Raw genomic sequence first — 20,970 nt, 5'->3', positions numbered from 1 at the left:
TCTAGACCACATAGCGTCATTGTGAGATCACGACATCGTCCCTTGCCGGTGGGTGGGCGGTCAGCCCCATCGGTGAGGAGCACGGCTCACCGGGTGGGCCTTCTCCGGCGGTGGCACGACCCCGGCTCTCCCCGGGGTCGCGCCACCGCCGGTGGCCCGCAGGCGTTTTACTGTGGCTCGTGCACACCCGGACCGTGGCGATCCACTACGTGCGAGCGGCCCTGCGCGCCTGCCCGCGCGCGGACGAGGTGCTCGCCGGTGCCGGGGTCCCCGCCTCGCTGCTCGCCGACGACCGGGCGCGCGTCACGCCGGCCCAGTACACGCGGCTGGTCCAGACGCTGTGGGAGGTCCTCGACGACGAGTTCATGGGCTTCGGCCCGCGACCGTCCAAACGCGGCACCTTCGCCATGATGTGCCTGCTGGCCGTGCACTGCCCCGACCTCGAGTCGGCGCTGCGCAGGGGGCTCGCGTTCTACTCGCTCTTCGACGAGCCGCTGGACCTCGCCCTCACCGGCGGCACCTTCCGGCTGCACGTCCCCGGCGACCCCGACCACTTCCTCACCGAGTCGCTGCTCGTGCTGTGGCACCGGTTCTCGTCGTGGCTGATCGGACGGCGCATCCCGTTGCGGCAGGCCACCTTCGCCTACCCCGAGCCCGCGCACGCCGGGGAGTACCACCTGATCTTCAGCTGCCCGATGGCGTTCGGCGCACCGGACACGACGATCAGCTTCGACCCCCGGTTCCTGCGGATGCCGGTGGTGCAGGACGAGGCGGCGCTCAAGCGGTTCCTGCGGCACTCTCCGGCGGAGCTGTTGTCGCGCAGGGACTACGGTGCCGACACGGCCGGGCACGTGCGCAGGCTGCTCGGCAGCGGGGTCACGGGCCTGGAGGCGGTCGCGGCACGGCTCGGCATCTCCGCGCCGACGTTGCGGCGCAGGCTGGCCGCGGAGGGCACGTCGTTCCGCGAGGTGCGCGAACAGCTGCTGCGCGACCAGGCCGTGGCGTCGCTCGTGCGCGGCGGTGAGTCGGTGGAGGAGCTGGCGCTGCGCCTCGGGTTCTCCGAGGCGAGCGCCTTCCACCGGGCCTTCAAGCGGTGGACCGGGTCCTCACCCGGCTCCTACCGCGCCTGAGCACCTGGTGCCAGAAATCTCGTCCGCCCCTCGTTGCAGACGCCAGCAGGGCCAGGTGCGGGAACTTGGGGCGTCACAGGCACGACATCTGGCAACCTGCCTAGAACTGGTCGCGCTCCCGCAGCGAAGCCGGAGGGCGGAACCGTTCGCCGTAGGTGTCCGCGAGGTAGTCCGCCCGCTCCACGAACGCCTGCACGCCGAACGAGTTGATGAACTGCAGCGTGCCACCGCTCCACGGCGCGAACCCGAACCCGAAGATCGAGCCGATGTTCGCGTCCGCCACGGAGGTCAGCACGCCCTCGTCGAGGCACCGCACGGTCTCCAGCGCCTGCACGAACAGCAGCCGGTCGCGCACGTCCTGCTCGGACACGCCCGCGTCGGCCTTCGCGTACCGGGTGGTGAGCTCTGGCCAGAGGAACTTCTTCGAGCCGTCGGACGGGTACTCGTAGAAGCCCGCGCCACCGGACTTGCCGGTGCGCCCCAGCGAGACCATCTCGCGGATCAGGTCGTACGCCGGGCTGTCCGACACCAGCGACGGGTCGTCGGCGAGCGTCTGGTCGTGGATCTTCAGCTGCAACGACAGCGTCACCTCGTCCGACACCGCGAGCGGGCCGACCGCCATGCCGGACTTCTTGGCGACGTTCTCGATCAGCGCCGGCGCCACGCCCTCGGCCAGCATCGTGATCGCCTCGATCACGTACGTGCCGAACGTCCGCGAGGTGTAGAAGCCGCGCGAGTCGTTGACCACGATCGGCGTCTTCCCGATCTGCCGCACGTAGTCCAGGGCGCGCTGCAACGTCTCCTCGGACGTCTTCTCGCCGCGGATGATCTCCACGAGCCGCATCTTCGGCACCGGCGAGAAGAAGTGCAGGCCGATGAACCGCTCCGGCGCGGACACCGACGACGCGAGACCGGTGATCGGCAGCGTCGAGGTGTTGGACGCGATCACCGCGTCGGGCAACGCCTTCGCCTCGGCGGCGGGCAGCACCGCGTTCTTCAGCTCGCGGTTCTCGAAGACGGCCTCGATGACGAGGTCGCAGCCCGCGAGGTCGTCGTCGGAGTCGGTCGGCGTGATGCCCGCCAGGCCCTGAGCGCCCTTCTGAGCGCCTTCGAGGCTGACGTCCTTCAGCACCACCTCGATGCCCGCCTTCGCGGACACCTCGGCGATCCCGGCGCCCATCATGCCCGCGCCCAGCACGCCGAGCTTGGCGACGCGCTTGCCCGTGGCGGACGCGCGGCCGTTGACCTCGTTGAGGTTGAACCAGAACGCCGTGATCATGTTCTTCGAGACCTGGCCGGACGCCAGCTCCACGAAGTAGCGGCCCTCGATCTTCAACGCGGTGTCGAAGTCGACGTACGCGCCCTCGACCGCCGTCGCCATGATCTTCTCCGGCGCCGGGTAGACGCCGTGCGACTTCTTGCGCAGCACGGCGGGTGCGGCACCGAGCAGGCCGTAGCTGTTCGGGTCGCCGAACTTCAGGTCCGGCACACCCGCGCCCTGCACGTCCCACGGCTGCACGGGCGTCGGGTTCGCCTTGATCCACGCACGGGCCTCGGAGACCAGCTCCTCGCGCGTGTCCACGAGCTGGTGCACGATCCCGGCCTGCAGCGCCCGCTCCGGCCGCAGCTGCTTGCCCTCCATGAGCAACGGCAACGCCTTCTGCACACCCAGCAGCCGCACCATGCGGGTCACGCCACCGCCGCCGGGCAGCAGGCCCAGCGTCGCCTCCGGCAACCCGACGCGGATGCCGTTGTCGTTCAGCAAGATCCGGCGGTGCGCGGCCAGCGCGATCTCGAACCCGCCGCCGAGCGCGGTGCCGTTGATCGCGGCCACGACCGGTTTGCCGAGCTTCTCCAGCCTGCGCAGCTGCGCCTTGAGCTCCTCGACGCCCTCCAGCGCCTGGGAGGCGTTCTCCGGGGTGATCGCGATGAGCACGTTCAGGTCGCCGCCGGCGAAGAAGGTCTTCTTGGCGGACGTGATGACCACACCGGTGATGTCGTCACCTTCGAGCTTCGCGACGGCATCGCCCATCAGCTCGCGGTACTCGTCGTTCATCACGTTGGCGGAGCCGGACATGTCCATCGTCAGGGTGACGATGCCGTCGGAGTCCTTGTCGTAGTGGAAAGGCACCTCAGATCCTCTCGATGATCGTCGCGATGCCCATGCCGCCGCCCACGCACAGCGTGGCCAGGCCGCGGCGCAGGTCCCGGCGCTCCAGCTCGTCCAGCAGCGTGCCGAGGATCATGCAGCCGGTCGCGCCCAGCGGGTGGCCCAGCGCGATGGCGCCGCCGTTGACGTTGACCCTGTCCTCCGGGACGTCCATGTCCCGCAGGAACTTCAGCACGACCGACGAGAACGCCTCGTTGACCTCGAACAGGTCGATGTCCTCGACCGAGAGCCCCGCCCTGTCCAGCGCCTTGCGCGCCGAGGGGGCCGGACCGGTCAGCATGATCGTCGGCTCGGTGCCCACGACCGCGACGGACACGATCTTCGCGCGCGGGGTGAGGCCCAGCGCCCGGCCGGCCGCCGCGGAGCCGATCAGCATGGCCGCGGCGCCGTCGACGATCTGCGACGAGTTGCCCGGCGTGTGCACGTGGCTGATGCGCTCGACGGTGGGGTAGCGGTCGATCGCGACGGTGTCGTAGCCGAGGTCGCCGTGGAACTGGAAGCTGGGCTTCAGCCTGCCGAGGGACTCCACGGTGGACTCGGGGCGGATCGTCTCGTCCTCCTTGAGCACCACCGTGCCGTTCTGGTCGACGACCGGGACGACGGACCGCTCGAAGAAGCCGTTCTTCTGCGCCTCGAACGCCTTCGCGTGCGACCGGGCGGCCCACGCGTCGACGTCGGTGCGGGAGAAGCCCTCCAGGGTCGCGATCAGGTCGGCCGACACGCCCTGCGGCACGAACGACAGGTCGAAGTTCGTGGCCGGGTCGATCGCCCACGCGCCACCGTCGGAGCCCATCGGCACGCGCGACATCGACTCGACGCCACCGGCCACCACCAGGTCCTCGAACCCGGACGCGACCTTGGCCGCCGCGAGGTTCACCGACTCCAGGCCGGAGGCGCAGAACCGGTTGAGCTGCACACCGGCGGGACGCTGGTCCCACCCGGCGGCCAGCACCGCCGCGCGGGCGATGTCACCGCCCTGCTCGCCGATCGGGGACACCACGCCGAACACGACGTCGTCCACCGAGGAGGTGTCCAGGGAGTTGCGCTCGGACAGCGCGCGCAGGACACCGGCGGCCAGCTCGACGGGCCGCACGCTGTGCAACGACCCGCGCTTGCCCTTGCCGCGCGGCGTGCGCACCGCGTCGAAGATCAAGGCTTCGCTCATGGCACCCACGCTAAGCCCGGCTCCTGACGCTGGCCATGACCGTGGAGGGTGACCGATTAGCTCAGGAGGAGCTCCATGTGCTCGGGTTCGTCGCAGTCGATGAACCCGAGCCTCCCGTAAAGCCTGCGTGCGGGCAGGTTGTCCTCGTACACGCGCAGCCGCACGACCTTCCAGCCCTCGTCCGCAGCCCACGCCAGCACGCCGTCCACCAGCGCCTCCCCGACGCCGCGGCCGCGGTGGGAGCCCCTGACCCACATCGAGCAGAGGTGCAGGCCGGTGGGCTTCGGCGTGGCACCGACCAGCCCGACCGGCTCCGGGGCGAACGCGATGAGCCTCAGCCCCCGCTCGACGGCCTCCCGCCAGTCGTCCTCGGTGAACGCCTGCTCGTGAGCCAGCGCCGACCCGAAGCCGCCGGGGTCGGTGGCCAGCGCCTCCAGCCGCACGTCACGCCACACCCGCCAGTCGTCCTGGCTGACCCGGTGAATCCGCACACCGGGCAGTCTGACCGACCGAGGTGGTTTTTTCGCTCAGTTTTTCGGGTGACGGGCAGGCGCGGCGGTCATGGCGTCGGCCACCCGCCGGTGGTTTCGTTGACCGCATGGCAGAGCGTCGATCGCGGTGGATGGACAGCGACCTGGACCAGTTGCGCCAGCTCGCGCGCACGTTCATGGAGAAGGAGGTCGTGCCGCACCAGGAGCGCTTCGCCGAGCAGAAGCAGGTCGACCGCGACCTGTGGACCAAGGCGGGCGAGCTCGGGTTGCTGTGCCTGAGCATCCCCGAGGAGTACGGCGGCGGTGGCGGCACGTTCGCACACGAGGCCGTTCTGCTCGAAGAACAGGCACGTGCCGGCGACAGCTCGTGGGGCAACAGCGTCCACAGCGGCATCGTGGCCCACTACCTCAACTCCTACGGCACCGAAGAGCAGAAGCACCGCTGGCTGCCCAAGCTCGCGTCCGGCGAGTACGTCGGCGCGATCGCGATGTCGGAACCCGGCGCGGGCTCGGACCTGCAGTCCATCCGCACGAAGGCGATCCGCGACGGCGACGAGTACGTCATCAACGGCTCCAAGACCTTCATCACCAACGGCGTGCACGCCGACCTCGTGGTCGTCGTCGCGAAGACCGACCCCGGTCAGGGCGCGCAGGGCATCTCGCTGCTCGTGGTCGAGCACGACATCCGGCGCGGCCGCGTGCTCGACAAGGTCGGCATGAAGGGCCAGGACACCGCCGAGCTGTTCTTCGACGACGTCCGGGTGCCCGCGGAGAACCTGCTGGGCGGCCAGGAGGGCATGGGCTTCGTCCAGCTCATGCAGCAGCTGCCGCAGGAACGCCTCATCATCGGCGTCGCCTCGATCGCGGGCATCGAGGCCGCCGTCGACGTGACGCTGAAGTACGTGAAGGAGCGCACGGCGTTCGGCAAGGAGCTGATCAAGTTCCAGAACACCCGCTTCAAGCTCGCCGAGTGCGCCACCGAGGCGGCCGTGACCAGGGCGTTCATCGACGAGTGCGTCGAGAAGCACCTCAAGGGCGAGCTCGACGTGCCGACCGCCGCTATGGCGAAGTACTGGGCGAGCGACCGGCTGAGCCGCGTCGTCGACGAGTGCCTGCAGCTCTTCGGCGGCTACGGCTACATGAACGAGTACCCGATCTCCCGCGCCTGGACCGACGCCCGCGTGCAGCGGATCTACGGCGGCACGAACGAGATCATGAAGGAAATCATCGCGAGGTCGCTGTGAGCGGGCCGCTCGCGGGGCTGAAGGTCGTCGAGCTCGCGGGCCTCGCGCCCGCGCCGTTCGGCTGCATGGTGCTCGCCGACCTCGGCGCGGACGTGGTCCAGGTGCACAAACCGGGCGCCCACCCGGCGGTCCCCGGTGACTTCCTCGGCCGCAACCGGCGCTCGATCGCGGTCGACACCCGCACGCCCGAGGGCGCCGAGCTGGTGCTGACCCTGGTCGAACGCTCGGACGTGCTGGTCGAGGGCTTCCGGCCGGGCGTCACCGAACGGCTCGGCATCGGGCCCGCGCAGTGCCTGGCCCGCAACCCGCGCCTCATCTACGGGCGCATGACCGGGTGGGGCCAGGACGGGCCGCTGGCCGACCGGGCCGGGCACGACATCAACTACATCGCCGTCGCGGGCGCGCTGGAACCGCTCGGCCGGGCCGGCGGGCCACCGTCGTTCCCCATCAACCTCCTGGGTGACTTCGGCGGGGGAGGGCTGCTGCTGGCCCTCGGCGTGCTCGCCGCGCTGTACGAGAGGGAGCGGTCCGGGCGCGGCCAGGTCGTGGACGCGGCCATGGTCGACGGTGCCGCGCTGCTCACCACGTTCCTGCACGGCATGCGCAACGCGGGCATGTGGTCCGGTGGCCGCGGCGAGAACATGCTCGACGGCGGGGTGCCGTTCTACGACGTCTACGAGGCCGCGGACGGCAGGTACGTGGCCATCGGCGCGCTGGAGGAGAAGTTCTACGCCGACCTGGTGCGCGTGCTGGGGCTGGCGGACGCACCGTCGCGCAACGACCCGGCCCGGTGGCCTGAGCTGCGCGAACACATCGCGGCGGCGGTCAGGACCCGCACCAGGGACGAGTGGGCCGACCTCGCGCGGGACACGGACGCCTGCCTGGCGCCGGTGCTGACCCCCGCCGAGGCGGCGGAGCACCCGTTCACCGCGGAGCGCGCCACCTTCGTGGACGTCGCCGGTGTGCGGCACCCGGCGCCGGCGCCCCGGTTCGACCGGACCCCGGCGGCGGTTCCGACCCCTCCGGTGCCGGTCGGGGCGAACACCGCGGAAGTGCTCGCGAACATGGGTGTGGCGGAAGACCGAATTGCGGAACTGCGGCGGGCTGGAGCAATTGCGTGAACGGTCGGAGGCGCATTAATGACGACACCACGCCGTGACGGAGCGTGATGCCGGGCATTCGGCATCCGGGTGAGGCCCGGTGCACCTGTGTCTTGTCCAAGCTGTGGGATTCGAGGGTCCTCGCGCTCACCTCGTGCCCAGGACATCGGCGCTGGAAACCGGCGGCTTTAGCCGCCATTCGAGTGACAACAGGCCCGGTGCAGACGTGCGGTGGCGGTGGATCCGCCGCCCTGCCTGGCGTGGTGGTTGTTCATCGCACGGGTGAATGAGGGAGCATGTCGGGTGACACGGGCGGTTCGCCGCCCCACCTGTGAGCGACATGGACGGAGAGGGACCTGTGAACCTCAAGAAGGTGCTGGTGCTGGCGGGCGTCGCGCTGGTGCTGTTCCTCCTGATCACCCAGCCGGAAGAGTCCGCGTCGGGGGTCCAGACGGCCCTCGGCTGGCTGCGCGAGGGTGCGGAGTCGATCATCACCTTCGTCAGGAGCCTCTTCGGGACGGCCACCCCCGTCGCCTAGTGACCCTCGGTGATCCTCGGCCCTCCGCGTTGAGCCGGACGGGTGGAATGAGGCCAATCACGCACTGGTAACGGGTGTTCTGGCGATTCAGGGTCTGGCGATTGTCAGACCTACCGAATACCTTCCGCTGCAATGGCCGATCCCCGACCGACGAGGAGGCATGGATGGTCGAGGACTCCGGGGTCCACGAGCTGTTGCAGCAGTGGGCGGCTGAACGGTCTGACGACGCAGAGATGCAGGAGGTGAACCGGATCAAGAACGCGTGGCTCGCGGAGGCTCCCCCCTCGGCGCCCGGCATCCCCGTGCAGCGGGGAGGCAGGAGTGGGCCGCGTGGCTTGGTCAAGGTCGACTCGGCGGATCCGGCCTACGTGGCCGCGATGCGCAAGCGGGCGCCGGAGGCACCCGAGGCACTGCTCGCCGCCGCGGCGAGCTACTGGCAGCTGGTGGGCGACGTCGCCGAGGCCGAGCAGTGGTGGGACGCGGGCATCAGCCCGCTGGACCAGCGCGCGCTCGACTACCGCGCCGCCGGCCTCACGCCTGCCGACCTCGGAAGGCGCCTGGGACCGATGACGGTTCTCCAGCACCTCCGCCGCGGTTCGGCCGCGGCCTGGTGCGTTGCTCGTCTGCAGAGGCAGCGCCGGGACGGCGTGGCGTAGGAGAAGCGGGCTGTCGAGGCATCGGCAGCCCCGAAGTTCACTCGCAAACGGGCACGCGCGCTCCCGTGGCGCGCTACCCCTCACGGGTGGCCTCCTGACAGGAGGCCTCACCCCAGTAGTGTGGAGGTCGTGCGCGGCCTCCTTACTCCCCAGCGTGTGCTGATCGCGCTCGCCTGTCTGGCGGCGCTGGTCCTCTGCTGCGGGCTCGCGTGGTGGCAGTGGCAGCGCTTCGAGTCCGCGAGCGGCACGTTCCAGAACCTCGGGTACGTGCTCCAGTGGCCGCTCTTCGGCCTCTTCCCCCTCTTCATGGTGTGGCGGTTCCGCCGTCTCGCGCGCCAGCGCCGTGACGAGGCTCTCTCCGCACCGGAGCCGGTTGCACCCCCCGTCGCACCGGTGACTACCGTTGACGCCGTCAAACCCGCGCCTGTCGAGCACTTCGACGACGAAGAAGACGCGGAGCTCGCGGCCTACAACCGCATGCTCGCGGACCTCAACGCGCGGGACGGTCGTTGAGCGAAGGCGGGCAGATGAAGGGTGCGTTGACCCGGTTCCGGGTCATGGCTTACGTGGTCGGTGTCTTCCTGCTGCTGCTGGTCGTGGCGATGGTGCTGAAGTACGCCGCCGGCATGGACCAGGCGATGAAGGTCGTCGGCCCGATCCACGGGTTCCTCTACGCCATCTACCTGGTGCTTTCGGTCGACCTGGCGCTGAAGCTGCGCTGGTCCATCAAGGGCACCGCGCTCGTGCTGGTCGCGGGGACGATCCCGTTCCTGTCGTTCTGGGCGGAGCGCAAGGTGGTGGAGAAGACTGCTCAGGGCGTGCCGCTGTGACGTTCGGCCTGCTAGCGTCTGGGGCAACCAACTGAACACGGCCGTCGATGTCGCGCGGGAGAGCTCCCTTCAGCGGGAGCGCCGAAGGAGCAACTCCTCCCCGGAATCTCTCAGGCACAGATACCGCACGACGAAGGCAACTCTGGAAAGCAGGCTCATCAGGAGCCTCGCCCACGGTGCAAGTCGCTCCGGCGACGAAGCTCTCAGGCTCATGACAGAGGGGGAGGCTCGCTCTGGTGAGGAGTCTCCGGTGGACCGTGTCATTCTTCTGTTGCCTCAGCCGGCCTGGCCCGGCTCTTCGGCGCACCCTGGAGGAGCGTTCTGATGTCCCGCCTCACGCCACTGAACGCTGAGCACGAGTCGCTCGGCGCGATGTTCACCGACTTCGCGGGCTGGAAGATGCCGCTGCGCTACTCCAGCGAGCTGGCCGAGCACCACGCCGTGCGCACCACCGCCGGCCTGTTCGACCTCACGCACATGGGTGAGATCGTGCTGACCGGGCCGCAGGCCGGTGCCGCACTCGACTACGCGCTGGTCGGCCACATCTCCGCGCTCGCGGTCGGCAAGGCCCGCTACACGATGATCACCCAGGCCGACGGCGGCGTGGTCGACGACCTGATCGTCTACCGGCTGGGCGACGAGGAGTTCATGGTCGTCGCCAACGCCTCGAACGCCGCCGTGGTCGCCGAGGCGCTCGTCGAGCGGGCCGCCGGGTTCGACACCGTCGTCACGGACAGGTCCACGGACTACGCGTTGATCGCGATCCAGGGCCCGAAGTCGGTGGAGGTCCTGGCCGGGCTGACCGACACCGACCTGTCGACGGTGAAGTACTACGCCTCCTACCCCTCGAAGGTGGCCGGGGTGGACGCGCTGCTCGCGCGCACCGGCTACACCGGCGAGGAGGGCTTCGAGCTGTTCGTCGCGCCCGACGACGCCGCCGCAGTGTGGACGGCGCTGCTGGAGGCCGGGCAGCCGCACGAGCTCAAGCCGTGCGGTCTCGGCTGCCGCGACACGTTGCGCCTGGAAGCCGGAATGCCGTTGTACGGCAACGAGCTGACCACCTCGCTCACCCCGTACCACGCGGGTCTCGGCCGGGTCGTGAAGCTCGACAAGCCGGGCGACTTCGTCGGCCGCGAGGCGCTGACCGAGGTGTCCGAGTCCGATGTGGACTCCGTGCTGGTCGGCCTGAAGACCCCCGAGCGCCGCGCGCCCCGCCACGGTTACGCCGTGCTGAACGGCGACGAGGTCGTCGGCGAGGTGACCTCGGGCGCGCTGTCGCCGACCCTGGGCTACTCGGTGGCGATGGCCTACGTGAACCGGGCGAGCTCCGCGCCCGGCACCCCTCTGCTGGTGGACGTCCGCGGCAAGAAGCAGCCGGTCGAGGTCGTCGCACTTCCGTTCTACAAGCGCGCCAAGTAGGGAGATCCTCCAGATGTCCGACCAGTTCAACGCCTCCCTCGCGGAGTACGACCCCGAGGTCGCGCAGGCCGTTGCGGCCGAGCTGGCGCGCCAGCAGGGCACCCTCGAGATGATCGCCTCGGAGAACTTCACGCCGGTCTCGGTGCTGCAGGCCCAGGGTTCGGTGCTGACCAACAAGTACGCGGAGGGCTACCCCGGCCGCCGCTACTACGGTGGCTGCGAGCACGTCGACGTCGTCGAGCGCCTCGCCATCGAGCGCATCAAGTCGCTCTTCGGCGCCGGTTTCGCCAACGTCCAGCCGCACTCCGGCGCCCAGGCCAACGCCGCCGCGATGTTCGCGCTGCTGCAGCCCGGCGACACGATCCTCGGCCTGGACCTCGCGCACGGCGGTCACCTGACCCACGGCATGCGCATCAACTTCTCCGGCAAGCTCTACAACGTCGTGCCGTACCACGTCTCCGACGGTGACGGCCGCGTCGACATGGCCGAGGTCGAGCGCCTCGCCACCGAGCACCGCCCGAAGCTGATCGTCGCCGGCTGGTCCGCCTACCCGCGCCAGCTGGACTTCGCCGAGTTCCGCCGCATCGCGGACTCGGTCGAGGCCTACCTGATGGTCGACATGGCGCACTTCGCGGGCCTCGTGGCCGCGGGCCTGCACCCCTCGCCCGTCCCGCACGCCCACGTCACGACCACGACGACGCACAAGACCCTCGGCGGTCCGCGCGGCGGCGTGATCCTGTCGAACGACGCCGACATCGCCAAGAAGATCAACTCGGCGGTGTTCCCCGGCCAGCAGGGCGGTCCGCTGGAGCACGTGATCGCCGCCAAGGCCGTGGCGTTCAAGCACGCCGCGTCGGAGGAGTTCGCCGACCGCCAGCGCCGCACCCTCGACGGCGCCCGCATCCTCGCCGACCGCCTCTCGCAGCCCGACGTCGCGCAGGCCGGCGTGAAGGTGCTGACCGGCGGCACGGACGTGCACCTGGTCCTGGTCGACCTGGTCAACTCCGAGCTGGACGGCAAGCAGGCCGAGGACGTGCTGCACCGGATCGGCATCACGGTCAACCGCAACGCGGTCCCCAACGACCCGCGCCCGCCGATGGTCACCTCGGGTCTGCGCATCGGCACCCCGGCACTGGCCACCCGCGGCTTCGGCGAGGGGGACTTCACCGAGGTCGCCGACGTGATCGCCGAGGCCCTCAAGCCGGGCGCCGCGATCGACGAGCTGCGCGCCCGCGTCGAGGTGCTGGCCGCGAAGCACCCGCTGTACTCCACGCTCTGACCCTGCGGCAACGAAGGGGCGGCACCGGACCTCCGGCGCCGCCCCTTCGCCGCCTGTTCGAACGTCACGCGGGGGCCCCGCGTTTCCCTGTGGGGAACGCGGGGCCCCCGCGTGACGTGAAAGACCACTCGATCGGGTGAGAGCGGAACGACGGGAACCCCGGCCCCTTCCCCAGGGCCGGGGTTTCGCGTGTCAGGGTGTCGTGTGTGTCAGGTGGACCGTCCTAACGGGATGGTCGTTGCAAGGGGACTAGGCCGCGGGCACCGTCACGCCGGGGGGAAGGCATTCGACGTTGCGCTTGCCGTCGGGCTGGATCACGAACCAGGTGTTGCCGACGCCCTGGCCTTTCCAGGCACCCGGCTTCGGGTCCTGCGAGTAGGCGTAGAGCGCCCAGCCGTCGATCGCGACCTGCTTCTTGCCGTCAGCGCGGGTGATCAGCGAGACGAGCTTCGAGTCGATGCCCTCGACCTGCGGGATCGTGTCCGACAGCAGCGGCGGCCACGTGATGGCGCACTGGCCGTTGCAGTTCGACTTGCCTTCCGGCTTCGGGGTGTCCTTGTCGAAGCGGTACATCGTGCGGCCGTCGCCGTCCTGGACGACCAGGCCCATCTTGTCGACCGGCTTGCCGACCAGCTTCAGCGAGCTGACCGGTGCGGCTGCGGGGGGCTGCTGCGCGGCCGGGGTCTCCGGTGCCTGCTGCTGAACCGGGGTCTCGGGCGCCTGAGCGGGTTCCTGGAGCACCGGGGGCTGACCCACGTCGCCGTAGTCACCGAGGACGCCCAGGTCGGTTTCGGTCTGTGCCACCGGCTTCGAGTTCGTGCCACTTCCCGTGGCGCTCCAGACACCAAGACCCAGCACAACTGCCAGTCCCGCGGCGAGCCCGATGGCAATGCGGTTACGTCGGATCACACTCATGTCCTCCTTGTCCGTCGTTCGCTCTACCGGGCCATACGGGCGTGGTTGCGTCTCGGTTCAGAAACGAACCGAACCTCTTGCCGTCCCGAACGTCAGGCGGAGCCGGTTTCGCAGGAGGTGCAGGATGGTCGTCGCTGGTCAGCTGGCAGGAGTGGCGGAACGGGTGCTGGGTGCGCCGCTTCTGATCGGGATTCGGGCGTGGGACGGGAGCGTGGCCGGCCCACAGGACGGGACCGTGCTCGTGCTCCGCTCCCGCGACGCGCTGCGCCGGCTCGTGTGGAGCCCGAACGAGCTCGGGCTCGCGCGGGCGTACGTGAGCGGCGAGCTCGACGTGGAAGGCGACCTCGCGGCCGGGCTCTCCCAGGTCTGGGGGCTGGTGCGGCGCGGTGTCACGCGCAGGCCGAAGCTCACCGAGGTGGTGCGGCTCGCGCTGGACCTCAAGGTGGTCGGGCGCAACCCGGACGCGCCGAAGGAGGAGGCACGGCTCAAAGGCGCGCTGCACAGCAAGAAGCGGGACCGGGACGCGATCTCGCACCACTACGACCTGAGCAACGCCTTCTACCGGCTCGTGCTCGACCCGAGCATGGCCTACTCGTGCGCGTACTTCACCGCCGAGGACGAGGAACTGGAGCAGGCGCAGCACAACAAGCTCGACCTGGTGTGCCGCAAGCTCGGCCTGCAGCCCGGCCTGCGGCTGCTCGACGTCGGCTGCGGGTGGGGCTCGATGATCATCCACGCGGCGAAGCACTACGGCGTGCACGCCACCGGGGTCACGATCTCCGCTCAGCAGCGCGAGCACGTCCTCTCGCGCATCGCGGCCGAAGGGCTGGAGGGCCGGGTCGAGGTGCGGCTGCAGGACTACCGCGAGGTGCGCGGCGAACCGTTCGACGCGATCTCCACGATCGAGATGGGCGAGCACGTCGGCGAGCGGAACTACCCCGAGTACGCCGCGACGCTGCACCGGCTGCTCAAGCCAGAGGGGCGGCTGCTGCTGCAACAGATGTCGCGCGGCCGGAACGCGCCGGGCGGTGGTGCGTTCATCGAGTCGTACGTGGCACCGGACATGCACATGCGACCGGTCAGCCAGACGACCGGGTTCCTGGAGGCGGCCGGGCTGGAGATCCGGGACGTGCACGCGTTGCGCGAGCACTACGTCTGGACCGTCCGCGCGTGGGCACGGACGCTCGAAGAGAGGTGGGACGAGGTCGTCGCGCTCGTCGGCGAGGGTCAGGCGCGCGTGTGGCGGCTCTACCTCGCCGGCGGCGCGCTGACGTTCGAGGAGGGACGGATGGGCGTGGACCAGGTCCTCGCTGTGCGCACGAGCGAGAACGGCCGCAGCGGCATGCCGCGCGTGCGCCGTGAGCTGGTGGCCCGGTGAGCTACCCGGTCAGCTTCCTCGTGGTGCTGGTGCTGCTCACCGCGTTGTTCGGCTACGCGGACCGGCGCAAGCGCTACGACCTGGTCGACTCCGCCTGGGGACCTGGCTTCGCGGTCATCGCGGTGGTGACGTTCCTGTTCGCGGACGGCGAACCGGTGCGGAACGTGCTGGTCACGGTGCTCACGGTGATCTGGGGCGTCCGGCTCGGCGTGCACATCCTCCTGCGCAACCGGACCAGGGACGAGGACCCGCGCTACCGGGACATCCTCAAGCGCGCCAAGGGAAATCCGCGGCTGCGGATGTACCGGGTGTACCTGTTGCAGGCCGTTCTGATGTGGATCGTGTCGCTGCCGGTGCAGGTCGCACAGCACCTTGACGCGCCGTGGGGAGTGCTAGATTGGGCCGGAACGACCTTGTGGGTGGTCGGCTTCACAGTTGAGTCAGTCGGTGACTGGCAGCTCTCGCGGTTCCGGGCGGACCCGGCGAACGAGGGCGCCGTCATGGACCGCGGGTTGTGGCGCTACACCAGGCACCCCAACTACTTCGGGGACGCCGTGGTGTGGTGGGGCCTCTTCCTGTTCGCGGTGCACTCCTGGCCGGCGGCGCTCACGGTCATCAGTCCGGTGGTCATGACGTGGCTGCTCGCCAAGGGCACGGGCAAACCGCTGCTCGAGAGGGACATCGTGTCGCGCCGGCCGGGGTACGCCGAGTACGTGCGTCGTACCAGCGGTTTCGTTCCCATGCCCCCGCGTTCGCGCGCGGGATAGTGTGAGCGGGTGGGCAACGACATCTCCTTCCCGCGCCAACAGGCGCGCTCTCAGCGGTTCACCGTCGGCGCACCGCGCACCTTCGCGGTGTCGCCGGACGGTTCGCGCGTGTTCTTCCTGCGCCCGGCCACGGCCACGAGCCGTGCGAACGGGTTGTGGGAGCTGAACACGACCACCGGCGTCGAACGGCTGGTGGCCGATCCCGGCCGCCTGCTGACCGAGCAGGAGGACCTGCCCGCGGAGGAGAAGGCCCGCCGCGAACGCACGCGCGAGTCCGGCGCGGGCATCGTCGGCTACGCCCTGTCCGGTGACGCGAACGTCGCCTCGTTCGCCCTGTCCGGCCGCCTGTTCGTGGCCGACCTGGTGAGCGGGGACGTGCGCGAGCTGCCGACCGGTGGCGGCGTCATCGACCCGCGCGTCGACCCGACGGGTCAGCGCGTGGCGTACGTGACGCGCGGGACCCTGCGCGTGGTCGAGCTGGACTCGGGCGACGACCGCGCGGTCGCCGTGCCCGACGGCGAGGACGTCACGTTCGGCCTGGCCGAGTTCATCGCCGCCGAGGAGATGTCGCGCTACCGCGGCTACTGGTGGGAGCCGGACGGCACCCGCCTCATCGCCGCGCGCGTGAACAACTCCCCGGTGCGCCGCTGGTACATCGCCGACCCGGCGAACCCCGCGACGCCGGCCACCGAGATCGCCTACCCGGCGGCGGGCACGGACAACGCCGCGGTGTCGCTGCACGTGGTGTCGCTGGACGGCACCTTCGTGCCGGTGCTGCTGGAGTTCGACTACCTCAACGACGTGCACTGGTCAGCCGGTGGTGCGCCGCTGATCACCACGCAGACCCGCGACCAGCGCACCCGCCGCGTCCACTCGCTCGCCCCGGAGACCGGTGCGGTGTCCGAGCTCGCCGTCGAGACCGACCCGGTGTGGCTGGAGGTCAGCGACGGCGCCCCGGCGTGGACGCCCGACGGCCGCCTGGTCCGGATCGTGCACTCCGGCGACGAGTACGCGTTGCAGGTCGGCGACGACGTCGTGACCGAAGGCCTGCAGGTGCGCCGGGTCCTGGACATCACCGACGACTCCGTGCTGATCGCGGCCTCCGCCGACGACCCCACCCAGGTGCACGTCCACTCCGTCGGCGCGACGGTCGAGCAGTTGTCCACAGGGGATGGTGTGCACACCGCGGTCCGGGGCGGTGGCACGGTTGTACTCGCATCGTCCTCTTTGGACTGGTGCGGCCCGAAGGTCACCGTCGGCGGTCGCGAGATCGAGTCGTGGGCCGAGACGCCGGTCATCAGGGCGTCCCCGCGCATGCTGACCCTCGGCGAACGCGACCTGCGCGCCGCCCTGCTGCTGCCTGCCGATCACGTGCCGGGCACCAAGCTCCCGGTGCTGCTGGACCCCTACGGCGGCCCGCACGCCCAGCGCGTGCTGTCCGCGCAGAACGCGTTCCTCGCCTCGCAGTGGCTCGCCGACCAGGGCTTCGCGGTGCTCGTCGCCGACGGCCGCGGCACCCCCGGTCGCGGTCTGGCCTGGGAACGCGCCATCGCGTTCGACTTCGCCGGCGCCACCCTGGAGGACCAGGTCGACGCCCTGCACGCCGCGGCGGCACTCGAACCCGACCTCGACCTCGGCCGGGTCGCCATCCGAGGCTGGTCCTACGGCGGTTACCTGTCGGCACTGGCCGTCCTGCGCCGCCCGGACGTGTTCCACGCGGGCATCGCCGGCGCCCCGGTCACCGACTGGCGCCTCTACGACACCCACTACACGGAGCGCTACCTCGGCCACCCCGACGAGCGGCCAGAGGTCTACGACTCCAACTCGCTCATCGCCGACGCGGACAAGCTCTCCCGCCCGCTGATGATCGTCCACGGCCTCGCCGACGACAACGTCGTGGCCGCCCACACCCTGCGCCTCTCCAGCGCTCTGCTGGCGGCGGGCCGGCCGCACACCGTGCTGCCGCTGTCCGGTGTCACGCACATGACGCCGCAGGAGCAGGTCGCGGAGAACCTGCTGCTGCTCCAGGTGGACTTCCTGAAGCAGGCGCTCGGCTAGGCGCGCACGAACGGAGGAGGGGCGCCTCCTGGTGACCGGGAAGCGCCCCTCTCTCGTGCCGGAAACCGGCTCAGGCCAGCGACTGCCGCACCCGGTACGGCGGAATGCTGTTGCCCAGCAACGCCAGGTCGTCGATCGACTCCGGCCGGTACCCGGCCGTGGCCAACCGCTCGACCATCAGCGCCGTCGGGTCCTCGACGACGTCCGCGCGCCCGAACAGGTACGCCCACTCGTGCTCGTCAGAGCCGTAGTACGCAACCGTCTCGAACACCTCGTTGAACCGCTGCCAGGAGCGGATCAGCGTGGTGTTGCGCCACATCGTCTGGCAACCGGACTGGTTGACGACGACGCCGCCGGGACGCAGCAGGGCCTTGCACATGCGCAGGAAGTCCGCGCCGTACAGGCGGTTGTGCTGCGCCTCCTCCTCACGCTCGTCGGGCAGGTCCACCAGCACGATGTCGTACTTCTCCGACGTCGTGCGGATGTACTCGAACCCGTCGATGTACTGCACGCGGATCGGGCCCTCGCCCTTCTCCGCCAGCGCCAGCTCCTCGGTCGTGTAGCCGTACGGGAGGTGCTCCGCGCACAGCTTCACGGCCTGCTCGTCGATGTCGATGTGGTCGACGACGGTGGCGCCGTGCTGCACCGCCATCTGGCACACCACGCCCTCGGACGAGCCGATGACCAGCACCCGCTCGACCTGGTCGGCCAGCAGCAGCGCCGGCACCATCAGGGCCTCGTGGTAGGTCAGCTGGCTGAGCTCCGTGGACTGGCGGTCGTCGTCGCAGAACAACGACAGGCCCTGGGCGGTGCGGGCGATCACCAGGTGCTGGAAGTCGGTCTTGGTGTCGACCAGCACCTCGTCCACGCGCCAGTGGCGGGTCATGCCCTCGGCGAGCGGCTCGTTGATCGTGTTCACGCGGCGTGCTCCTTGATGCCACGAGTGACGAGGTCCGTGCTCACGTGAGCAGCGCCCAGAGCGTCAGCGAGTAGCTGGACGGCGAGCGCGGGTTTCGCACGAGTACCGCAGGTGAACACGTCGACGAACACCGACCCCACCTCGGGGTAGGTGTGGATGGACGCGTGGGACTCCGACAGCAGGGCCAGCACGGTGACTCCTTGGGGATCGAACTTCTTGGAGATCACCTCCAGCACGGTTGCGTCGGCCTGCGTGAGAACCTCACCGAGGGCGTGGCGCAGGAACTGCTCGTCGTCGAGCAGATCGGCACTCACACCCGAAAGCTCTGCAAGTACGTGCTGTCCCGCGAACAAACCGACGGTCTCCTCGGTCTGACAGGGCGCTTCGGACATCAATCACTCCAAACTATGTGAAGTACAGGCGGACTCAGACGCAGTACGTGGCCAGCGGCGGGAAGCCGTTGAAGCACACGGACGAATAGGAGGAGGTGTAGGCGCCGGCGTGGAGGATGTCCACGTGGTCGCCCGCCCTCAGGTCGAGCGGCAGGTCGTAGCGGGTGTGCTGGTAGATCACGTCGTCCGCGTCGCAGGTCGGACCGGCCAGCACCACCGGTCCGGTCGGCCCGCCGTCGCGCGAGGTGCGCAACCGGTACGCGATCGCCTCGCCCTCGGTCTCGGCGAGCCCCTGGTAACGGCCGATGTCGATGTACACCCAGCGGCGTTCGTCCGCATAGGACTTGCGCGACACCAGCACGACCGACGAGCGGATCATCCCGGCCTCCGCGGAGATCGCGCGCCCCGGTTCGATCATCACCCGCGGGCGTGCGGCACCGAAGTGCCGGGCCAGCGACTCCTCGATGGCGGCGGCGAAGGCCTCAAGGCTCGGCGTGTCCTCCTGGTACACGGCCGGAAGCCCGCCGCCCAGGTTGACCGTGGTGGTCTCGATGCCCTCCGCGCGCAGCTTCGCGGCGATCAGGGCGGCGTCGGCGATGCCGGAGTCCCAGCCCGCCACGGACAGCTGTTGCGAGCCCGCGTGGAAGGCGACGCCCAGAGGAACGAGCCCCAACCGGTGCGACAACCGCAAGAGATCCGTCGCCATCTCCGGATCGCAACCGAACTTGTTGCCGAACGGGTAGGTGGAACCCTTGCTGTGGACGAGGATCCGCACCAGGACGGACGAACCGGGCGCGTGCTCGGCGAGGAACCGCACGTCCTGCTCGCTGTCCGACACGAACAGCCGCACCCCGCGGGAGAAGGCGTACGCGATGTCGGCGGCCTTCTTGATGGGGTTGCTGTAGGAGATCGACGACGGTGCGGCGCCGCGCGCCAGGCACAGGTCGATCTCCGCGGGGGAGGCGACGTCGAACTGGGCGCCCTGGGCGACCAGCGTCGCGACGACGTCGGCCTCGGGGTTCGACTTGACCGCGTAGAAGATGTCGATGGACGGCATCGCGGCGTGGATCGCCTGGTAACGCGCGCGGATCGTCTCGAGGTCGATCACCAGACACGGTGTCGACGGGTGCTCCTGGTCCAGGAAACGCCGAATACGAGCCTCTGCCTCGTAACGCCGGTCGACGGCGAAGCTCTCGGTCATTTCCCCAGGGTTCCCCCTTCATCCGCCTCGCGTCCGTACGCGGGCACGGCCGTCCACTCTACGGCCTGCACACCGCAAGTGCGCAATCCCGTGGGGCCGAGTGTGATTTAGCCAGCAGACCGGAGCTCGACCAGCGTGATGTCCGGGGGAGCGCCCACGCGCACCGGCGGCCCCCAGAAACCCGCACCACGACTGACGTACAGCCACGTGTCGTCCACCTTCGACAGCCCCGCGACAGCGGGTTGCTGCACCGGCACCACGAAGTTGAACGGCACCATCTGTCCACCGTGTGTATGACCGGACAACTGCAGGTCGACTCCGCGTGAAGACGCGTCGCCCACCTGCACCGGCTGGTGCGCCAGCAGCACGGCGGGGTTGGCGCGGTCGCGGCCGGTGAAGGCGCGGTCGAGGTCGGGGCCGTCGCCGTAGGACTTCCCGGTGACGTCGTTCACGCCGACGAGCTCGATCCCACCGGCGACGGTCAGGCCCTCGTTGCGCAACGGGTGCACGCCCAGCCGGTCGAGCTCGGAGATCCACTGCTCGTGACCGGAGAAGTACTCGTGGTTGCCGGTCACGAAGAAGCTGCCGTGCCGGGACACCAGGTCCCGCAGCGGTGCCGCGGCCTCGCCCAGCTCGGCCACGGTGCCGTCGACCAGGTCGCCGACGATCGCGACGAGGTCGGCCTCCTGCTCGTTGATCATCCGCACGATCCGCTCGGTGTGCGAGCGGCCGAGCAGCGGGCCGAGGTGGATGTCGCTCACCACCGCGATCCGGAAACCGGACAGCGAGGGCTTCAGCTTGTCCAGCGTCACCGGCACGTTCAGCAGCTGAGGGTCGCCGAGCGCCTGCGTCATGCCATACCCGACGACACCGCCCGCGGCGATGCCGGAGCCGATCGCGACCGACCGCGCGATGAACAGGCGGCGACCGGGGTCGGGCACGACCTCGACCGGCTCGGCCGCCTCCGCGCCGGTGCCGACGGGCACGGGTGCGGCGCTGGCCCTGCGCAGCAGGATGCGCCGCGGGACCTCGGCGATGCCCAGCGCGATGGCCAGGTAGAACAGCACGGCCAGCCACACGAAGCCCGGCCAGGCGAAGAACTTCCCGTACTCCGGCGGCACCCGGCGCGTCACGACCAGCGCGCTCATCAGCACCAGGAACGCGCCGGCGATGGCGGCGGTGCCGACGCGGCGCCCGAGCGAGCGCGGCCGGGTGGTGTCCACGACCAGCCTGCGCCACAGGTAGAAGTGGCCCAGTGCGGTGGGGACGCCGAGGAGCAAAAGGAAAATCACGACATCAGTATGCGTTTCGCGAACTC

At 70.0% G+C, this 20,970-nt stretch carries 20 protein-coding genes and 2 riboswitches; of the genes, 12 read left to right on the top strand and 8 right to left on the bottom strand.

All coding sequences use genetic code 11. From position 1 onward, the window contains the following. The first annotated feature begins 179 nt into the window (after positions 1 to 179). Entirely contained in the window at positions 180 to 1,130 is a 951-nt protein-coding gene (locus AB0A63_RS14420; RefSeq protein ID WP_360390228.1) for an AraC family transcriptional regulator, read from the top strand. Between the two features lie 100 nt (positions 1,131 to 1,230). Here AB0A63_RS14420 and AB0A63_RS14415 read toward each other — a convergent pair whose 3' ends face one another. The 3 genes from AB0A63_RS14415 to AB0A63_RS14405 are packed head-to-tail and all read right to left on the bottom strand — an operon-like array spanning position 1,231 to position 4,956. Next, entirely contained in the window at positions 1,231 to 3,213 is a 1,983-nt protein-coding gene (locus tag AB0A63_RS14415; protein WP_360391449.1) for a 3-hydroxyacyl-CoA dehydrogenase NAD-binding domain-containing protein, read from the bottom strand. A 49-nt stretch (positions 3,214 to 3,262) separates the two neighbouring features. Then, positions 3,263 to 4,465, bottom strand: coding sequence for an acetyl-CoA C-acetyltransferase (locus tag AB0A63_RS14410; RefSeq protein WP_360390226.1), 1,203 nt, complete (start codon positions 4,463 to 4,465; stop codon positions 3,263 to 3,265). A gap of 56 nt (positions 4,466 to 4,521) precedes the next feature. Beyond that, entirely contained in the window at positions 4,522 to 4,956 is a 435-nt protein-coding gene (locus tag AB0A63_RS14405; protein ID WP_360390225.1) for a GNAT family N-acetyltransferase, read from the bottom strand. Positions 4,957 to 5,063: 107 nt separating this feature from the next. Here AB0A63_RS14405 and AB0A63_RS14400 point away from each other — a divergent pair, with 107 nt between their 5' ends. From AB0A63_RS14400 to glyA, 8 genes are all read left to right on the top strand, one after another. Further along, positions 5,064 to 6,200: an acyl-CoA dehydrogenase family protein gene (locus tag AB0A63_RS14400; protein ID WP_360390222.1), complete on the top strand. Its 1,137-nt coding sequence runs from the start codon at positions 5,064 to 5,066 to the stop codon at positions 6,198 to 6,200. Then, on the top strand, positions 6,197 to 7,321 hold the full coding sequence (locus tag AB0A63_RS14395; protein WP_360390220.1) for a CaiB/BaiF CoA-transferase family protein: 1,125 nt from the start codon (positions 6,197 to 6,199) through the stop codon (positions 7,319 to 7,321). The genes AB0A63_RS14400 and AB0A63_RS14395 overlap by 4 nt, the downstream gene beginning before the upstream one ends. A gap of 337 nt (positions 7,322 to 7,658) precedes the next feature. Further along, the gene (locus AB0A63_RS14390) at positions 7,659 to 7,838 is read left to right on the top strand and encodes a hypothetical protein (protein WP_360390217.1); all 180 of its coding nucleotides are present in this window, start codon (positions 7,659 to 7,661) and stop codon (positions 7,836 to 7,838) included. A 164-nt stretch (positions 7,839 to 8,002) separates the two neighbouring features. Continuing rightward, positions 8,003 to 8,494: a helix-turn-helix transcriptional regulator gene (locus AB0A63_RS14385; RefSeq protein ID WP_360390214.1), complete on the top strand. Its 492-nt coding sequence runs from the start codon at positions 8,003 to 8,005 to the stop codon at positions 8,492 to 8,494. A gap of 129 nt (positions 8,495 to 8,623) precedes the next feature. After that, positions 8,624 to 9,007 carry a hypothetical protein gene (locus AB0A63_RS14380; RefSeq protein WP_360390211.1) on the top strand — a complete coding sequence of 128 codons (384 nt, stop codon included), beginning with the start codon at positions 8,624 to 8,626 and terminating at the stop codon, positions 9,005 to 9,007. A gap of 14 nt (positions 9,008 to 9,021) precedes the next feature. Continuing rightward, positions 9,022 to 9,324: a DUF3817 domain-containing protein gene (locus tag AB0A63_RS14375; protein ID WP_360390208.1), complete on the top strand. Its 303-nt coding sequence runs from the start codon at positions 9,022 to 9,024 to the stop codon at positions 9,322 to 9,324. 45 nt (positions 9,325 to 9,369) lie between these two features. Beyond that, positions 9,370 to 9,460, top strand: a riboswitch (glycine riboswitch). Next, positions 9,461 to 9,552: riboswitch (glycine riboswitch) on the top strand. A gap of 96 nt (positions 9,553 to 9,648) precedes the next feature. Continuing rightward, a complete protein-coding gene (gene gcvT / locus AB0A63_RS14370) occupies positions 9,649 to 10,743 on the top strand; it encodes a glycine cleavage system aminomethyltransferase GcvT (RefSeq protein WP_360390205.1) in 1,095 nt (364 codons plus the stop codon). A gap of 13 nt (positions 10,744 to 10,756) precedes the next feature. Continuing rightward, on the top strand, positions 10,757 to 12,022 hold the full coding sequence (glyA, locus tag AB0A63_RS14365; RefSeq protein WP_360390202.1) for a serine hydroxymethyltransferase: 1,266 nt from the start codon (positions 10,757 to 10,759) through the stop codon (positions 12,020 to 12,022). Positions 12,023 to 12,271: 249 nt separating this feature from the next. Here the strand turns inward: glyA and AB0A63_RS14360 are convergent, their stop codons facing one another. Further along, positions 12,272 to 12,826, bottom strand: coding sequence for a hypothetical protein (locus AB0A63_RS14360; protein ID WP_360390199.1), 555 nt, complete (start codon positions 12,824 to 12,826; stop codon positions 12,272 to 12,274). A 235-nt stretch (positions 12,827 to 13,061) separates the two neighbouring features. Between AB0A63_RS14360 and AB0A63_RS14355 the strand changes: the two genes are divergently transcribed. Genes AB0A63_RS14355 through AB0A63_RS14345 form a run of 3 tightly spaced genes read left to right on the top strand, consistent with a single transcriptional unit; the run spans position 13,062 to position 17,140 of the window. Further along, positions 13,062 to 14,315, top strand: a complete 1,254-nt coding sequence (locus AB0A63_RS14355; RefSeq protein ID WP_360390196.1) for a cyclopropane-fatty-acyl-phospholipid synthase family protein — start codon at positions 13,062 to 13,064, stop codon at positions 14,313 to 14,315. Beyond that, complete coding sequence (locus tag AB0A63_RS14350) at positions 14,312 to 15,082, top strand: DUF1295 domain-containing protein (RefSeq protein ID WP_360390193.1); 771 nt, start codon at positions 14,312 to 14,314, stop codon at positions 15,080 to 15,082. The genes AB0A63_RS14355 and AB0A63_RS14350 overlap by 4 nt, the downstream gene beginning before the upstream one ends. Before the next feature lie 9 nt (positions 15,083 to 15,091). Then, a complete protein-coding gene (locus tag AB0A63_RS14345; RefSeq protein WP_360390190.1) occupies positions 15,092 to 17,140 on the top strand; it encodes a prolyl oligopeptidase family serine peptidase in 2,049 nt (682 codons plus the stop codon). Positions 17,141 to 17,210: 70 nt separating this feature from the next. Here AB0A63_RS14345 and AB0A63_RS14340 read toward each other — a convergent pair whose 3' ends face one another. From AB0A63_RS14340 to AB0A63_RS14325, 4 genes are all read right to left on the bottom strand, one after another. Further along, complete coding sequence (locus AB0A63_RS14340; RefSeq protein ID WP_360391446.1) at positions 17,211 to 18,026, bottom strand: spermidine synthase; 816 nt, start codon at positions 18,024 to 18,026, stop codon at positions 17,211 to 17,213. A 29-nt stretch (positions 18,027 to 18,055) separates the two neighbouring features. Next, positions 18,056 to 18,451, bottom strand: a complete 396-nt coding sequence (speD, locus tag AB0A63_RS14335; RefSeq protein WP_030466682.1) for an adenosylmethionine decarboxylase — start codon at positions 18,449 to 18,451, stop codon at positions 18,056 to 18,058. Positions 18,452 to 18,485: 34 nt separating this feature from the next. Beyond that, on the bottom strand, positions 18,486 to 19,652 hold the full coding sequence (locus AB0A63_RS14330; RefSeq protein WP_360390188.1) for a type III PLP-dependent enzyme: 1,167 nt from the start codon (positions 19,650 to 19,652) through the stop codon (positions 18,486 to 18,488). 107 nt (positions 19,653 to 19,759) lie between these two features. After that, positions 19,760 to 20,944: a metallophosphoesterase gene (locus tag AB0A63_RS14325; protein WP_360390185.1), complete on the bottom strand. Its 1,185-nt coding sequence runs from the start codon at positions 20,942 to 20,944 to the stop codon at positions 19,760 to 19,762. Between the last annotated feature and the right edge of the window lie 26 nt (positions 20,945 to 20,970).

The sequence above is a fragment of the Lentzea sp. NPDC042327 genome, from assembly GCF_040647275.1.
GTDB lineage: Bacteria > Actinomycetota > Actinomycetes > Mycobacteriales > Pseudonocardiaceae > Lentzea.
Note: the sequence above shows the minus strand (reverse complement) of the source record. Positions and strands in the feature narration are given on the sequence as shown.

What these genes read in the sequence shown, in the direction of transcription:
- AB0A63_RS14415 (WP_360391449.1), bottom strand. Translation starts at nt 3,213, where the DNA reads ATGGACATGTCCGGCTCCGCCAACGTGATGAACGACGAGTACCGCGAG.
- AB0A63_RS14410 (WP_360390226.1), bottom strand. Translation starts at nt 4,465, where the DNA reads ATGAGCGAAGCCTTGATCTTCGACGCGGTGCGCACGCCGCGCGGCAAG.
- AB0A63_RS14340 (WP_360391446.1), bottom strand. Translation starts at nt 18,026, where the DNA reads ATGACCCGCCACTGGCGCGTGGACGAGGTGCTGGTCGACACCAAGACC.
- AB0A63_RS14375 (WP_360390208.1), top strand. Translation starts at nt 9,022, where the DNA reads ATGAAGGGTGCGTTGACCCGGTTCCGGGTCATGGCTTACGTGGTCGGT.
- AB0A63_RS14355 (WP_360390196.1), top strand. Translation starts at nt 13,062, where the DNA reads ATGGTCGTCGCTGGTCAGCTGGCAGGAGTGGCGGAACGGGTGCTGGGT.
- AB0A63_RS14385 (WP_360390214.1), top strand. Translation starts at nt 8,003, where the DNA reads ATGGTCGAGGACTCCGGGGTCCACGAGCTGTTGCAGCAGTGGGCGGCT.
- speD (WP_030466682.1), bottom strand. Translation starts at nt 18,451, where the DNA reads ATGTCCGAAGCGCCCTGTCAGACCGAGGAGACCGTCGGTTTGTTCGCG.
- glyA (WP_360390202.1), top strand. Translation starts at nt 10,757, where the DNA reads ATGTCCGACCAGTTCAACGCCTCCCTCGCGGAGTACGACCCCGAGGTC.
- gcvT (WP_360390205.1), top strand. Translation starts at nt 9,649, where the DNA reads ATGTCCCGCCTCACGCCACTGAACGCTGAGCACGAGTCGCTCGGCGCG.
- AB0A63_RS14400 (WP_360390222.1), top strand. Translation starts at nt 5,064, where the DNA reads ATGGCAGAGCGTCGATCGCGGTGGATGGACAGCGACCTGGACCAGTTG.
- AB0A63_RS14330 (WP_360390188.1), bottom strand. Translation starts at nt 19,652, where the DNA reads ATGACCGAGAGCTTCGCCGTCGACCGGCGTTACGAGGCAGAGGCTCGT.